Source organism: Polyangium jinanense (genome assembly GCF_028435365.1).
Window position 1 is genome coordinate 17,897 of the sequence record NZ_JAGTJJ010000063.1, and the last position, 13,703, is coordinate 31,599.

The 13,703-nt window shown below is 67.2% G+C and carries 14 protein-coding genes; 5 read left to right on the forward strand and 9 right to left on the reverse strand.

From position 1 onward, the window contains the following. Window positions 1-85 precede the first annotated feature (85 nt). The gene (locus tag KEG57_RS46590; protein WP_272425905.1) at window positions 86-430 is read left to right on the forward strand and encodes a BPSL0067 family protein; all 345 of its coding nucleotides are present in this window, start codon (window positions 86-88) and stop codon (window positions 428-430) included. A gap of 77 nt (window positions 431-507) precedes the next feature. Here the strand turns inward: KEG57_RS46590 and KEG57_RS46595 are convergent, their stop codons facing one another. Continuing rightward, window positions 508-1,980, reverse strand: coding sequence for a flavin monoamine oxidase family protein (locus KEG57_RS46595; RefSeq protein WP_272425903.1), 1,473 nt, complete (start codon window positions 1,978-1,980; stop codon window positions 508-510). A 238-nt stretch (window positions 1,981-2,218) separates the two neighbouring features. On the opposite strand from KEG57_RS46595, the gene KEG57_RS46600 reads away from it, so the two are divergent. Then, on the forward strand, window positions 2,219-2,581 hold the full coding sequence (locus tag KEG57_RS46600; protein ID WP_272425901.1) for a cupin domain-containing protein: 363 nt from the start codon (window positions 2,219-2,221) through the stop codon (window positions 2,579-2,581). Between the two features lie 361 nt (window positions 2,582-2,942). Here the strand turns inward: KEG57_RS46600 and KEG57_RS46605 are convergent, their stop codons facing one another. The 3 genes from KEG57_RS46605 to KEG57_RS46615 all read right to left on the reverse strand — a co-directional run bounded on the left by KEG57_RS46605 (window position 2,943) and on the right by KEG57_RS46615 (window position 6,254). Continuing rightward, a complete protein-coding gene (locus KEG57_RS46605) occupies window positions 2,943-3,635 on the reverse strand; it encodes a DNA-binding protein (RefSeq protein ID WP_272425899.1) in 693 nt (230 codons plus the stop codon). Between the two features lie 61 nt (window positions 3,636-3,696). Next, window positions 3,697-5,532 (reverse strand): hypothetical protein, encoded by a 1,836-nt coding sequence (locus KEG57_RS46610; RefSeq protein WP_272425897.1) that lies wholly within the window; start codon window positions 5,530-5,532, stop codon window positions 3,697-3,699. 68 nt (window positions 5,533-5,600) lie between these two features. Then, complete coding sequence (locus tag KEG57_RS46615) at window positions 5,601-6,254, reverse strand: hypothetical protein (RefSeq protein WP_272425895.1); 654 nt, start codon at window positions 6,252-6,254, stop codon at window positions 5,601-5,603. A 157-nt stretch (window positions 6,255-6,411) separates the two neighbouring features. Between KEG57_RS46615 and KEG57_RS46620 the strand changes: the two genes are divergently transcribed. Beyond that, entirely contained in the window at window positions 6,412-7,482 is a 1,071-nt protein-coding gene (locus KEG57_RS46620) for a hypothetical protein (RefSeq protein WP_272425894.1), read from the forward strand. An 11-nt stretch (window positions 7,483-7,493) separates the two neighbouring features. On the opposite strand, the gene msrB is transcribed toward KEG57_RS46620, so the two are convergent. Then, window positions 7,494-7,886, reverse strand: a complete 393-nt coding sequence (gene msrB / locus KEG57_RS46625; protein ID WP_272425893.1) for a peptide-methionine (R)-S-oxide reductase MsrB — start codon at window positions 7,884-7,886, stop codon at window positions 7,494-7,496. A gap of 141 nt (window positions 7,887-8,027) precedes the next feature. On the opposite strand from msrB, the gene KEG57_RS46630 reads away from it, so the two are divergent. Next, window positions 8,028-8,660 carry a Uma2 family endonuclease gene (locus KEG57_RS46630; RefSeq protein WP_272425891.1) on the forward strand — a complete coding sequence of 211 codons (633 nt, stop codon included), beginning with the start codon at window positions 8,028-8,030 and terminating at the stop codon, window positions 8,658-8,660. Here the strand turns inward: KEG57_RS46630 and KEG57_RS46635 are convergent. From KEG57_RS46635 to KEG57_RS46650, 4 genes are read right to left on the reverse strand one after another with little or no spacing between them, the layout of a single operon-like run. Continuing rightward, on the reverse strand, window positions 8,636-9,796 hold the full coding sequence (locus tag KEG57_RS46635; RefSeq protein WP_272425889.1) for a homogentisate 1,2-dioxygenase: 1,161 nt from the start codon (window positions 9,794-9,796) through the stop codon (window positions 8,636-8,638). The genes KEG57_RS46630 and KEG57_RS46635 overlap by 25 nt on opposite strands. Continuing rightward, the gene (locus KEG57_RS46640; protein ID WP_272425887.1) at window positions 9,793-10,947 is read right to left on the reverse strand and encodes a 4-hydroxyphenylpyruvate dioxygenase family protein; all 1,155 of its coding nucleotides are present in this window, start codon (window positions 10,945-10,947) and stop codon (window positions 9,793-9,795) included. The genes KEG57_RS46635 and KEG57_RS46640 overlap by 4 nt, the downstream gene beginning before the upstream one ends. Window positions 10,948-11,005: 58 nt before the next feature. Further along, window positions 11,006-11,665, reverse strand: a complete 660-nt coding sequence (gene maiA, locus KEG57_RS46645; protein WP_272425885.1) for a maleylacetoacetate isomerase — start codon at window positions 11,663-11,665, stop codon at window positions 11,006-11,008. After that, window positions 11,662-12,639 (reverse strand): fumarylacetoacetate hydrolase family protein, encoded by a 978-nt coding sequence (locus tag KEG57_RS46650; RefSeq protein WP_272425883.1) that lies wholly within the window; start codon window positions 12,637-12,639, stop codon window positions 11,662-11,664. Before KEG57_RS46650 ends, maiA begins: the two co-directional genes overlap by 4 nt. Before the next feature lie 513 nt (window positions 12,640-13,152). Here KEG57_RS46650 and KEG57_RS46655 point away from each other — a divergent pair. After that, window positions 13,153-13,632: a hypothetical protein gene (locus KEG57_RS46655; RefSeq protein ID WP_272425881.1), complete on the forward strand. Its 480-nt coding sequence runs from the start codon at window positions 13,153-13,155 to the stop codon at window positions 13,630-13,632. Window positions 13,633-13,703 lie beyond the last annotated feature (71 nt).

The following is a 13,703-nucleotide window of genomic DNA, read 5'->3' on the forward strand; positions in this document are numbered from 1 at the left end:
GCCGGCTAAGATCGCTTGTACCCTTTTCCGGTTCCGTTCCGTGGCGCCATGTAGCGCCACCACAAACTCGAGAGAGGAGCCCTTCATGGCGTATCGCACGAACACCCCGGAGCTTTACGAAGGCAGGCATTACGGCGAGAGCGAGCAGTGCGTCGCGCTCGTCAAGTACGCCTGCGGCGCGCCGCATACGTCGGCGTGGAAGAAGGGCGCCCAAGTGATCGGCAACGCGGCGATCACGGCGGGCACGGCGATCGCGTGCGGCTGGGAGGGCGAGCGGTACATGAGCCGCGCCCGCGGCAACCACGCGGCGATCTACCTCGGCCAGTTCGGCAATCAGATCGAGGTGGTGGATCAGTGGTCGGGTACGCCGGCCGGGCGCCGCTACAAGACGCACAAGCCCGAGAAGGCCTACTACGTCATCGAAGGCTGATCCCCGAGCCCTCTCGGACACGAAAGCCCGCCCGTGCCTCCTGGCGCGAGCGGGCTTTCTGTTTTCTGGCCGAACGATCAGCTCTTCTTCACGATCTCGTCCACGGCGCGCTTGGCGCTCTCGATGGCGCCCTGCATCCAGCCAGCCCAGATCGAGGTGTGCTCGCCGGCGAAATGGATCCGGCCCTCGGGCCGCGGGAGGACGGCCAGCATCCACCACTGATTCGGCAGGATCTCCGTCCACGCGCCCTGCGCCCACGGATCCTCGGCCCAGACCTTCATGTGGAACGAGAGCTTCTCGGCCTCGATGTCCGGGAAGAACTTCGCCAACTCGGCCTGGATGTACGCCTCGCGCTCGGGCGCGGCGATGGCCGCGAAGTCGTCGGCATTCTTGTCCTGCAGGTACGCGAGCAGGATGCCCGTGTCGCCGGTCTGGGTCGCGGTCAGATCCCAGACGCGCTCGGCCTTCGTGTCGGTCTTCGCGAGCTTGAGCCCGCCGAGCTCGCCGAGCGGATCGTTCTTCCAGAATCGCGTCTTCGTCTGGAACATGGCGCGCGACGAGGTCATCATGTGGACCTCGTCCATCGCCTTCTGCTTGTCGTCCGGCAGCGCGGGCGAGAACGCGACGTCGCGCAGCGGCTTGAGCGGGATCGTGCAGACGAGGTAATCGGCCTCGTAGGTCTCCGACGTGCCCTTCGCGTCGACGGTGACCGTGACCTTCGTCTCGTCCTGCGTGATCGATTTCACAACCCGCTCGAAGAACACCTTGCCGTCGAGCTTCTCCGCGAGCTTCTGTGCGATGAGGTCGTTGCCGCCCTGGACGTGGTAGGTGAGGCTCCAGTCCTGGTCCGCGGTCTCGAGCGCCATCCACGCGAGGACGCCGATCTTGTAGATCTCCGTGCCGTTGTCCGACGCATAGAGCGGGAGCCACGCATCCGTCGCGCCCTTGCTCTTGAGGTAATCGGTCCAGACCATTCCGTCGTATTTCTCGACGATGCCCGGGAGCGGGAAGCTCCCGTCCCGGGGATTGCCGAATTCCGCGAAATTGGCCGCGATGTACGTCGACCACATGCCGAGGCCTTCCGTGGCCTCCTCGGGCGACAGGCCCGGGATCGGCCACGGCGTGCCCTCCGTGTGGACGAATCGATTGCCCCCCAGGTAATAGAGCGGCGTCCCGTCCGGGAACTCTTCGAGCTTCAGGCCGAGCTCCTCGACGTAGCCGATCGTGTGGTCGTGCACGTCGGGGATGCGCGTCGCCCCGAGCTCGGCATACTGGCCGTTCTCGAAGCCCTCGTGCTGGGTGTGGACCCGGCCGCCGACGCGCGTCTGCGCCTCGAGCACGGTGACGTCCCACCCCTTCTTCATGAGCTCGTAGGCCGCCGAGAGCCCGGCGAGACCTCCGCCGAGAACGAGCACCTTTTTCGTCGATGCAGGCGGATTCGTCGGCGGGTTCCCATCATCCGGCCCGCAGCCCGGCAGGTACACGGCGACGCCGGCGACAGATAGGAGCTCGAGGAAGCGACGGCGATCGAACCTGGTCTTGCTTTTCATGAGGACCTCTTTGCGCTGCGCCTCATCCGCGCCGGGAGCAGCGCTCCCCCCCCATGCCCCAATCCCGTCCCTGCGGCAATCGGGCTCGCACGGTATCCGCGTATCCTTCCTCTCCCCTATGTGTTCAAATTTACTAGGTTATTGTACTGCGCCAAACGAATGACGCGAGAATGGTTCTCCCTCTCACGTCGTTGCGAAAAGATTGACGCGGACGTGCGTCTCGGCCTACGCCCTTCGTATGCCGACCTTCATCGAGAAGCCGAGCCGCATCGAGGCGGCCGGGAACAAGCCGAAGCTCATCGACGAGTACGTGGGGCGCGTCAACACGGGCACCGAGAGCGCGAGCGTGGCGCACATGCGGAGCCCCGGAGGCTGGGTCGAGCCGGGCCAGCGGCCGGCGTTCGACGAGTTCACGGTCGTGCTGCGCGGGACGCTGCACGTCGAATACGAGGGGGGAGCGGTCGACGTGCGCGCAGGTCAGGCGATCATCACGCACAAGGGAGAATGGGTCCGCTACAGCACGCCCGGCGAGGAGGGCGCGGAGTACATTGCGGTCTGCCTGCCGGCGTTCTCACCCGCGACGGTGAACCGCGACGCCTGACGCTCCACCTTGGGGCCGCCACGCCGGGGCGCCGCCCCGGACCCCGCGGGGGCTGTTCGCCCCTCGACCCGAACCAGGCACGGCCTGGACCGAGGGTGGAAGAACTGCGCGATGCGCAGTTCTTCCAACGGCCGGTGGCAAGACCATGGCCAACGTTGCCTGTCGAAATGTCAGCGCGGCTGTCTTGGTTGGCAGGGGTCGTTCCTCGGCCTGTTCGATGAACTGCGCATCGCGCAGTTCTTCGACCCCGGGTCCAGCGCTTGCGCTGGTCCAGGTCCAGGGGCGGATAGCCCCTGGTGGGGCCTGGGGCAACGCCCCAGCGCAGCGGCTCCCACATGAGACCAATGCTCAGACCTGACGCTCAGGGGGAGGGCGGCGGAGTCAGCACGAGATCCGCCGTCCCGCGCGGGGCAATCTCGTACCGATCGAGGTATTGCTGCGCGAACCCCGTGATCTCCACGGCGGTGCCCTTCGTGAGCTTCGTCGTGTCGATGAGGGGCTTGTCGCCTTTAAAGCACACGTAAATCTCGACCTCGCCGGAGCCGTCGTCCACGTACGCTTTGATGCCATAAGGTTTGTCCTCGACGATGGCCTTCGAAACGAGGCCCTTGACGCGGACGAGCTGCCCTTCGGTCGACTCGTCGACGTCGCCGGTCGCGACGTCTTTCGGCGTGACCGCCTCGACGCCTTGCAGGATCTCGGGGCCGGAGGCGTTCGTGACGAGCACGGTCTGCTTGGAGACCTGCTGGATTTGTCCGATGACGCGGACCTTGGCGCCGATGAGGATCTTGAGTTCGTCGTAGAGGCTGACATAAATGCCGCCGGTGTCGTCCTGGACCGCGAATCCGAAATCGCCGGTGGCGGTGACGAAGGTGCCCGGCGTGACGGAGACGAAGCCCTCGATCTGCGTGTATTCGTTGGTGGTCAGGGCGCGCGCTTCGGCGATGCTGACGACGTCCGGAGGGGGGAGCTCCTGTGGTTGCGGGAGCTCGTCGGAGCAGCCGGTGAGGAGCGCGGCGAGAGGTAACACGAGGAAGAGTGCGCGGTGATCCATGCGCTTTCTGTACCGCGCTGGGGTCGGGCCGCGCAAGGCGGAGGCGGGGCGGGATATCAGGTCAACGCGGGACCCGGCGCACGGTGCCGTCGGAGTACGTTCCGTAGATGTAACCTCCGTCGATCACGAAGAACATGCCCCCGGCGGCGGCCACGGGCTCGCTCGACCCACACTTGAGGGATTTGCGGCCGCCGTAATAAGAATAGGCGTCGTCCACCTCGAGGTCGTCGTAGACGCCGTTCAGATCCCCGACGTAGTACGAGAGCTCCTTCATCGACAGCGACGCCTTGTCGAACGCGACGACGTTGATGCCCATGTCGTACATTCCGTCGAAATAGACGCGCTTCGCGTCGAGGGCGATCCCGCCTTCGCCCGTGGTGAGCTTTTCGACGGGCCCGGAGCCGTCGCGCGGTGCGCGCTTCACCCAGGTCTGGAAACTCGGCCCCGAAGAGAGGGACGGCGCCGCGGCGTACACGTGGGTCTCGTCCACGCGGAGGCCGATGATCCGATCGTCGTCGATCCAGAGCGTGACCGCAGGACCGGAGCCGTCCTTGGGCGCCTTCATGACGGCCTTGTTCGACTTGTTCACCCAGAAGACCTCGCTCCCGGAGACGGCGATCGACTGCGGCTCGGACGCGGCGCTGACGAGCTCGATCGCGCCGCCGCCGCTGGGAATCCGCACGACGCTGCCGCCGAGCTCGTTGGTCCAGTAGACGTGGGTGTCGTCCACCGCGAGGCGATATGGTTTCGGCTGGGCTGCGGCGAGGGTCTCCTTGGGCCCGCCCCACTTGTTCGCCTTGATGATCGAGTTCGTGCCGGATTCGATGAAATAGACGCTCGTCGCGTCGATCTGGATGTCCGTGGGTTTGTCCGCGTTTGCGAGGATCGAGCTCATCCCCGGATTGCAGGTGCCCGCGATACACGTCCCGGCGCACGTCACGCCGCACGCGCCGCAATGCTGGGTCGAGGTCTGGAGATCGGCGCAGACGTCGTTGCAAAGCGTGAACCCCCCCGGGCAGGAGGGGACGCATTGGCCGCCGTCGCAGTGCGTAAAGCCGCCCTTGGGCACGACGCAGGTGGTGCACGAGGCGCCGCAGGCGCTCGCGTCCGTATTCGCGTCGACGCATTTGTTGCCGCATTTCGTGAAGCCGGGGAGGCACTCGAAGTCGCAGGTCGCGGCCGTGCAGGTGGCCTTGCCGTGGAGCGGGGTGATGCATGGTTTGGAGCAGCCGCCGCAATGCTGGGGCGAGGAGAACAGGTCCACGCAGGCGCCGTTGCAGTTCGTCGCCGGCGGGGCGCAGGAGGGCGCGCAGCCCGCGCTCGTGCAGACCTCGCCGGGGGCGCAGGCATTGCCGCAGGCGCCGCAGTTTGCGGGGGTGAGGAGCGAGGTCTCGCAGCCGGCCTGCGCGGTGCAATCGGCGAAGCCTTCGTGGCAGCTCCCGAGCGGCTGGCAGGCGCCGCCCACGCACGCCGAATGGGCGTTCGGGGCTGCGCTGCACGGCGTGGCCGAAGAGGAGGTGCCGCACTGGTAGAGCGGCTCGTCGAGGCCGAGGCAGCGGCCGAAGTAGAGGAACGTTCCGGCGGGGCAACATACGTAGCCGTCACCGTTGCTCCCGCCGCCCACGCCGCCGGCACCACCCGCGCCGCCGCCGGCACCACCTGTGCCACCGATGCCGCCCGAGCCGCCGCCGGCACCACCTGTGCCACCGATGCCGCCCGAGCCGCCTCCAGCACCACCTGTGCCACCGATGCCGCCCGAGCCGCCGCCAGCACCACCGATGCCTCCGGCGCCGGTACCACCTGTGCCACCGACGCCGCCGGCGCCGCCGCTACCCTCGGATCCTCCGTGGCATCCTACCCAGACCATGAGTCCCGCCAGAACGATGGTTCGTCGCATGACCTCTTGGTTGTGAGGTCCGCTGCGTCATTCACGTTCTGGCGGATTTCGTTCCAGGACCGACCGATTCAGGGAGCGACGGGGCAACGCGGCGCGATGTATTCGCCGTTGGCCTTCTCGCCCCAGTATTCGGCGTCGATCCGGAAATGAACCTCGTTCTCGTCGATCGAGAGGATCTCCAGCGTGCCCGCGCCGATCGTGCCGCCGCCAAAGGAGCAATCATCGGGCGCCGGCGAATAGGGCTCACCGGTCTCGGAGAAGTGGCTGTACGCGAGCAGCTCCGGGCTGTCGAGGTTGTAGACGCCCACCTGTTGCAGTGCCGGGGGAAGCGCGATGCTGAGCTGCCAATGACCGCAGCCGAGGTCCGTGGTGGGCGAATTGCAGGAGGCGCCGAGGTCCGAGATGCGAAGGAAGAGGTCGTCCGGGTTCAGCTCCGGGACGCCGCCCGCGCTGCTGCTGCTGCCGCTCGGATCGTGGTTGGCCCAGTATTCGTCCCAGAGGACGTCGAGCTGCGCGCGGGTGAGCGCGACGGCGAGGGAATCCGGGCCGTCGCTGTCGCCGCCGGTGCCATTGCCACCGGTGCCGCCATTGCCGCCGCTGCCACTGGTGCCGTTGGCGTTCTGGTTTTTGGCGTTGTCGTCGCTGCCCCCCTCGACGACGTAGTTGCCGCAGGCGGCGAGGAGGACGGGGAGGACCAGGAAAGAAAGGCGCTTGAGGTTCATGCCTATCCTTGAAACACGTTCCGTGCCAAGCGGAAGAGCCCGCGATTTCGTGGGTTTATTGAAAATTGTGCCAGATGTGCCGGCAAGGTGTGCCTGCGTGTGCCGGATGCGAGGGGAAGGCACACAAGGGCGAGCCTGTGATAAGCTCGGCTTTGCCATGTCGCTGACGCGGCTCCACATCGCTCGTTTTCCCGGCCTCGCGCCCGGGACCGAGCTCCGCCTCGTCGACCCGAAGACCGTGCTGCGTGGACCTCGCACCGCGGAGACGAGGGCGCTCCTGCGCCTCGCGGCGATGGCGACGGCCTTCGATTTCACCGGCCTCGAGGGCGAGGCGTTCGAGCTCGGTTACGAGCTCACACTCGGTCGCGCGGACATGCGGGTGCGGCTCCAGAATGCGCCCGGCACGAGCGCCGATTGGTGCTGCGAGGTGACGACCGAGCTGCGCACCGACGCGCTCGTGTATCGACTCGAATGCATCGCCGACCCGCGCGGCGCTCGCGCCTTCGGCGCCGAGGGCGTCTTCTATTCGAGCAAATCCCCGCCCTTTTCACCTTTCGAAGGGAGCTTCCTCGAGCCGCTCGTCCGCGCGCTCCGGGGGCGAGGGACGCCCGCGGCGCAAGACGGCCGTGTCCTCGGCGGGATGATCACGCTCCTCAACTTCCCCTTGTACGGCGGCGTGGGCTGGCTCGACGAGGGGCTCGGCGCGTTCGACGTCCTGACCGGCGCCGCTCGGTCCCCGCGCACCGGCGATGCAATGGAGCCGCCGCGCCTCGCCTTCGACGAACGCCCGGACGGCTCCCGCGCCTTTCGCCTCCGCGGCCTGCCGATCACGAGCCACCCCGTGAGCGAGGCGCTCTTGGACCTCGCGCGCAAGGAGACCTATTTCAACGACGAAGGCTTGTGGATCGAGCGCGGCTCGATCCCGCTGTTCCTGCGCAGGTTCGTCGCGCTCACCGGCTTCGACGAGGCGGCCATGCTGGTCCGGCGCGATCCGACGAACGAGCGAACGTTCGGCCCGCTCGCCTTCCGGTTCCGGCGGGGAAGCGCGTCCGTGGGGCACGAGGCGCTTTCCTTCGGCGAGAAGCGGCTGCTCGCGATCATGCATTACCTGGAGCTGCCGCGACTGCTCGTGATCGCGGAGAATCTCGGCCATGGGCTCACGCCGGCGTGGCGGGAGGCCTGCAAGGAGGCGCTCGGGTCGCGGCGAGCGCTTTTGTGGGAGCCTTAGCGACCTACCTTTTACCGGGGCACGAAATCGAGCGAGGCCGAGTTGATGCAATACCGCATGCCGGTCGGGGGTGGGCCGTCCGGGAAGACGTGGCCGAGGTGGGCGTCGCATTTTCCACAGCGGACCTCGGTGCGGTGCATGCCGTGGCTCGTGTCCTCGATCTCCTTGACGATGTCCTTCGAGAGCGGGGCCCAGTAGCTCGGCCAGCCGCTGCCGGAGTCGTACTTCGTGGACGAATCGAAGAGCGGCTCGCCGCAGCAGACGCAGGTGTAGCGCCCGTCGGCCTTGTGGTTCCAGTACTTGCCCGTGAAGGCCCGCTCGGTGCCGCCGCATCGGCTGACGCGGTATTGCTCGGGGGAGAGGCGCTCGCGGTAGGGATCCTCGCGTTCGGGTTGACTCGACATGAAAGGTCCTCCGCCGCGCATCCTAGCGCGCCGCGCGGCGCCTTTCGAGCCCCGGCGCACAAGCGCGGCGGTCGGGCGCTTGACGGGCCTCGGGGGAGGCTGTAGCGGCTAGGAGGCCCCTACCGATGGAGGAGCGACGTCGTGGCTGCCAAGATGCCCCTCGTGACCGAGGACGAGTACATCGAGCTCGAGCGCAAGAGCCTGGACAAGCACGAATTCTGCCGCGGCGTGATCACGGCGATGGCCGGCGCATCGGCGCGGCACAACGCGCTCTGTGCGAACATGATCGTTTCACTCGGCGTCGCCCTTCGTGGAGGTCCGTGCGCCGTCCTGACCAGTGATCAACGCGTCTACGTCGAGGCGACGGGCCTCTACACCTACCCCGACGTGGTCGTCGTCTGCGGCGCGCCGCAGTTTCACCCGAAGTACCGCGAGAACCTCCTGAACCCTCGGGTCATCGTGGAGGTCCTTTCGCCAACGACGGCGCGGCACGACCAGACGTCCAAGTTCGCCCATTACCGCATGATCCCCTCGCTCGACGAGTACGTGCTCGTGTACCAGGACGAACGGCGGATCGAGCACTACAGGAAGCTGCCCACGGGGCAATGGTTGCTCACCGAGTGCACGGGGGACGAGGGGAGCGTGGAGCTGCCCGCGCTCGGCTGCACGATCCGGCTCGCCGACGTGTATGAAGGCGTCGATCGGTTCGCGCCGGAGCCGGAGGGGCAGGGAAGCGAGCCCGAAGCGGCTCAGCCCCCGATAAAGCTGTCCTGATAGCCCGGATCCTCGGCGCCGAGCGCGGCCTCGGTCGGGAGGAGGGGATCGAACGTGTCGAGCATGACTGCGAGCTCGCTCGTCTCCTTCGTGCCGATGCTGGCCTCGTAGGAGCCCGGGTGCGGGCCGTGCGGGATGCCCGCCGGGTGGTGGGAGATGCTGCCCGGACCGACGCCGCGACGCGACGTGAAGTTGCCGCGGCAATAAAAGATGAACTCGTCGCAGTCGTACGACGAATGCGGGTACGGGCAGGGAATCGCTTGCGGGTGGAAATCGACCACGCGCGGGACGAAGCTGCAGACGAGCGCGCCGCGCGCCGCGAAGGTGCCGTGCCAGTCGGGCGGGAGGTGCACGAGGCCCGCGCGCGGCTGGAAGTTCAGGATCGGGAAAACGAACGGATAGACCGTGCCGTCCCAGCCGACCACGTCGAGCGGCGAATGCTCCATCGAGAAGCCGTGGAAGCCGCCGTCACGCTTGACGACGAGCTTGCGGATCCCCTCGTCCATGGGCCCGACGAACGTCGGCTTCTTGAAATCGCGGTGACTGTACGGCGCGTCCATGCGGAGCTGCCCGACGTCGTTGCGCCACTGGCGAGGGATGTGGATCCCGCCCATCGCCTCGATGCAGAGCCACGATTGCAGCCCCGCGTCGGGGATGAAGCGATAGAAGAGACCCCGCGGCACGTAGATGTAATCGTCCTTCTCGTACCGCAGATCGCCGAGCATCGTGCGCAAAAGGCCGCTGCCCTCGAACACGTAGAAGAGCTCGTCGGCGTCGGCGTTCGAGAAATAGACGGGATCGGGCGCGTCCGGGCGGGCGATGCCGAGGACGACGTCGCCGTTGTAGAGCAAGGGGACGCGCCCATCGATCTGCGGGCCGCTCGGGGTCGGGACCGAGGTCGATCGATAATGGCGCTTCGCCAGGGGGCGCTGCGGAGCGGGCGTCGGGAGCGCAAACCCGTGCTCGGCGGACGCGACGCGGTGCTCGTGCGGGCGCCGCTCGTGATACGCGATGGTGTAAGGCCCGTCGAACCCGCGACGCGTCAGGCACTCCTCCCAGCGGAGGTTGCCCTTCGCGTCGCGGAGCACCGTATGGTGCTTCGGCGCGAGCTCCCCGAAGGCGAGGCGCTCGATCATGCGACCTTGCCTTCCGTCTTCTGCTGCCGCTCGATGCTCTCGAAGAGCGCGCGGAAATTGCCGCCGCCGAAGCCCCGATCGCCCTTGCGCTGGATGATCTCGTAGAAGAACGGCCCGGCGTTCGGATCCCCGTGCGTCCCGGCCGACTCCTTGAGGAAGATCTGGAGCAGGTATTTGCCCTCGGCCTCGCCGTCGACGAGGATTTCGAGGTCGCGCAGCACGTTCTGATCCTCGTCGATCTGCTGGACGCCGAGCGACTTCAGGCGCGCCGGGAGCGCGTCGTAATACGAGCCCGGCGTGGGCATGAACTGGATGCCACGCTCGCGCATGTGCTTCACGGAGGTGAGGATGTCCTTCACCGCGATCGCCGCGTGCTGCACGCCGTCGCCGCGGTGCTCCTCGTTGAAGATGTTGATCTGCGAGCTCTTGAAATACGGTCGGTACGGCTCGTTGTTCGCGAACTTCACGCCCGAGCCCGGATCCCACATGACGGCCGAACGCAGCCCCGAGCCGTGATCGCCGCCCTTCTTGACGTCCTCGGTGTGGAACTGGATCTCCCAGAACCGCTCGAAGCCGAGCACGTGCTCCATCCAGAGCAGCGCGGGCGCCATCGTCTGGAAGTTCGTCGTGATGTGATCGAAATGCGTGAAGCCGAGCGAGTTCTTGCCGCCGCGCGGGATGTCGTAATGCACCGCGCCCGGGAAGAGCTTGCGATAGCCCTTGCGCTCGACGAAGCGGAACGTCGTGTCGCCGAAAGGCGACGTGACCGAGAACGAGGCGAACTCACCGCCGTCCTCCTTCACGCGCGTGATCTCGTCGATCGGGGTGCCGCCACGCCCGTCGAGCAGACGGAACGCGCGCTCGATGTCCTCGACCTCGAAGATCAGCGTGCCGACGCCGTCCGGGTGCTTGCGGAGGTACCGCCATGCCCGCCCGCCCTCGCCGAGCGGCTGCGAGCACATGACGATGCATTCGCCGGCGCGGAAGACGACCGAGCGCTGCTTGGCCGCCTCCTCGAGCTCGGGGCTCGAATGGGCGATCTCCTCGAAATCGAGCTTCTCCGTGTAGAACTTGCGGCTCCGCTCGAGGTCGCGGACGTAGTAGTGAAGCGCCTCGATGCGCTTGATCCCGATGGATTCCACCTTCGACATGATCTCGATCACTCCTTCAATCTTTCAACGCTCGGGGGTTACGCTCGGACGAGCCGAGCTACACCCCCGAACCCCCGGCCACGGCGTCGATTTGCCGATCCGGATGAGCGGCCTGGAAGGCCGGTAGCGACGCGCATTGCTCTTCGATGCGCACGAGCGAGGGGAACGGGCCGAGGTCCACGCCGAAGCGCCGTGCAGCATAAAGCTGGGGCACGAGGAACACGTCGGCCACCGTGGGCGCGTCGCCCACGGAGAATCGACCCTGGACGGGTCCGGCGAGCGTCTGGTACGCGGAAAGGCCCTTCTCGATGAAGCGGCGCGCGAACGCCTGCTCGTCGCCGCCGAGCTCGGTCTTCACGAGCTTGAGCACCGAAAGGTTCTGGAAGGGCTGGATGCCGGCGTTGATCGTCTCGGCGAGCTGCCGCGTCCGCGCCCGGAGGAACGAATCGGCCGGCAGAAGCGGCCGCTCCGGATATCGCTCCTCCAGCCATTCGATGATCGCGACCGATTGCCCGAGCTCGTGGACGACGCCGCCCTCCTCGACCTCGAGCGTCGGCACCTGGGCCATCGGGTTCTTTTCGCGGTAATCGTCCCGGAACTGCTCGCCGCCGTCCTTGACGAGGTGGACGGGGATGTTCTCGAAGGGAATGCCTTTGAGGTGCAGCGCGATCCGCACGCGATAGCTGCACGAGCTGCGCCAGTATCCGTAAAGCTTCATGGAGAGACCACCTTTTGCTCGATGCGCCCGAAAAGATCCTGCCCGTCCTCGCCCCGCATCTCGATGGCGATGGTGTCGCCGGGCTTCATGAAAGGCGTCTTCGGCGCGCCCTCGTCAATGGTCTCGATCATGCGGCGCTCGGCGAGACAACTCACGCCGCGCGCGCGATCGACGTTGGAGACGGTGCCGCTGCCGAGGATCGTCCCGGCGCCGAAGGCGCGGGTCTTCGAGATGTGCTCGAGGAGATCGAAGAACGAAAAGTGCATCTCCGGCCCGGCCTCGGGATCCCCGATGAGCGCGCCATTGTAGGTCGAGACGAGGCGGAGATGGACGCGGCCGTCCCGGAACGCGCCGCCGAGCTCGTCGGGCGTGATCGCGAAGGGCGAAAACGCGGTCGCCGGCTTCGATTGGAAGAAGCCGAATCCCTTGGCGAGCTCGGCAGGGACGAGATTGCGCAGGGTGATGTCGTTCGCAAGGCAAAGGAGGCGCACGTAGCGGTGCGCGTCTTCCTTTTTGGTGCCGAGGGGGACGTCGCCGAGGAGGACGCAAACTTCGGCCTCGAAATCGAGGCCCCAGCGCGCGTCGTGGAGGACGATGTCCTCGCGCGGGCCGAGGAGCACGGACGAACCGCCCTGGTAGACGAGCGGATCGGTGCGCAGCGTCTCGGGCGGCTCGGCGCCGCGGGCCTTGCGGACGAGGACGATGTGATTGATGTACGCCGAGCCGTCGACCCACTCGTACGCGCGCGGCAAGGGCGGCGCGAGCTTCGTGGGATCGAGGGGCTCGCCCGGGATCTCGCCACGCTCGAGGCGGGCAGCGAGGTCGCAGAGGCGCCCCACGACTTCGTCCCAGCGATCGAGCGCGGCCTGCATCGTGGGGATGTCGGCCGGCGCCGGGGTGAACACCGCGCCGTCGCGCCGGACGACGACGAGCGTGCCGTCCCTTCCCGGTCCTCGTAAGCTCGCGAGCTTCATACGTGCCTCTCCGCGCCGTGCTTGGCGTGGCGTCCGGTAGCACGAAGCGGCAGGGAGGTTCAACCCCAGAGGCAGCGCAGGCACGGTTGGGGCCGCCGCCGCGCCGGGGCGCCGCCCCGGACCCCGCGGGGGCTATTCGCCCCTCGACCCGAACCAGCGCAAGCGCTGGACTCGAGGTGGAAGAACTGCGCGATGCGCAGTTCTTCCAACGGGCCCGTGAGACTGCTTTGCCGATCGAAAGGGCAGCGCGGCTGTCTTGATTGGCAGGGCCTTCGCTGGTCTTGCCTCGGCCTGTTCGATGAACTGCGCATCGCGCAGTTCATCGACCCCGGGTCCAGCGCTTGCGCTGGTCCGGGTCCAGGGGTGGACAACCCCTGGTGGGGCCTGGGGCAACGCCCCAGCGCAACGGCCCAAGACAAGCCATTTGCCTTTTCCGACTGTGTCCGGTAGGCGTCGGCCGCATCCGCCCGAGGGGAGGTCCCCGAGGTGAGGGATCAGGAAAGACCTACGGACATGAAGAAGCTCGTTTTCGTATTCGCGGCGATCGCGCTTTTTGGTTGTGCCAAGGAGGAGGCGGCCCCGAGCCCCGCCGGCGGTTCGTCCGCGAAGGCCGCCCCCGCTGGCTCCACGGTGCCCGCGACGGCGGAGGCGAAGCCCGAAGCCAAGCCCGAAGCCAAGGCCGAGGCGAAGCCCGCCGCGCAGAAGGGCCTCGAGGCGGGGAACGTCATCATCGGCTACCTCCGCAACCCGAAGGACGAGGGGCAGTGTGCCGCCCTCGTGGCGCCCGAGGCCGAGAAGGCGAAGTTCGACGAAGCCAAGATCGCCGACCTCGCCAAGATGCTCAAGCTCGACGCCGTCAAGTCCTGCCCGAGCGAGGGCGTCGTGGGCGTGTGCGACGCGATGGGGATGCTCGTGAATTACAGCGGGCCGAAGTACACGAAGGAGTCGGCCCAGGCGGACTGCACGAAGGGCCGCGGCAAGTTCATCGAGTGAAAGCTGTGCCGACGTGAGCCGCCCGAAGCCTCCTTCGGGCGGCCACGTCAGGGCTCGGGGGCGGCGGGTCT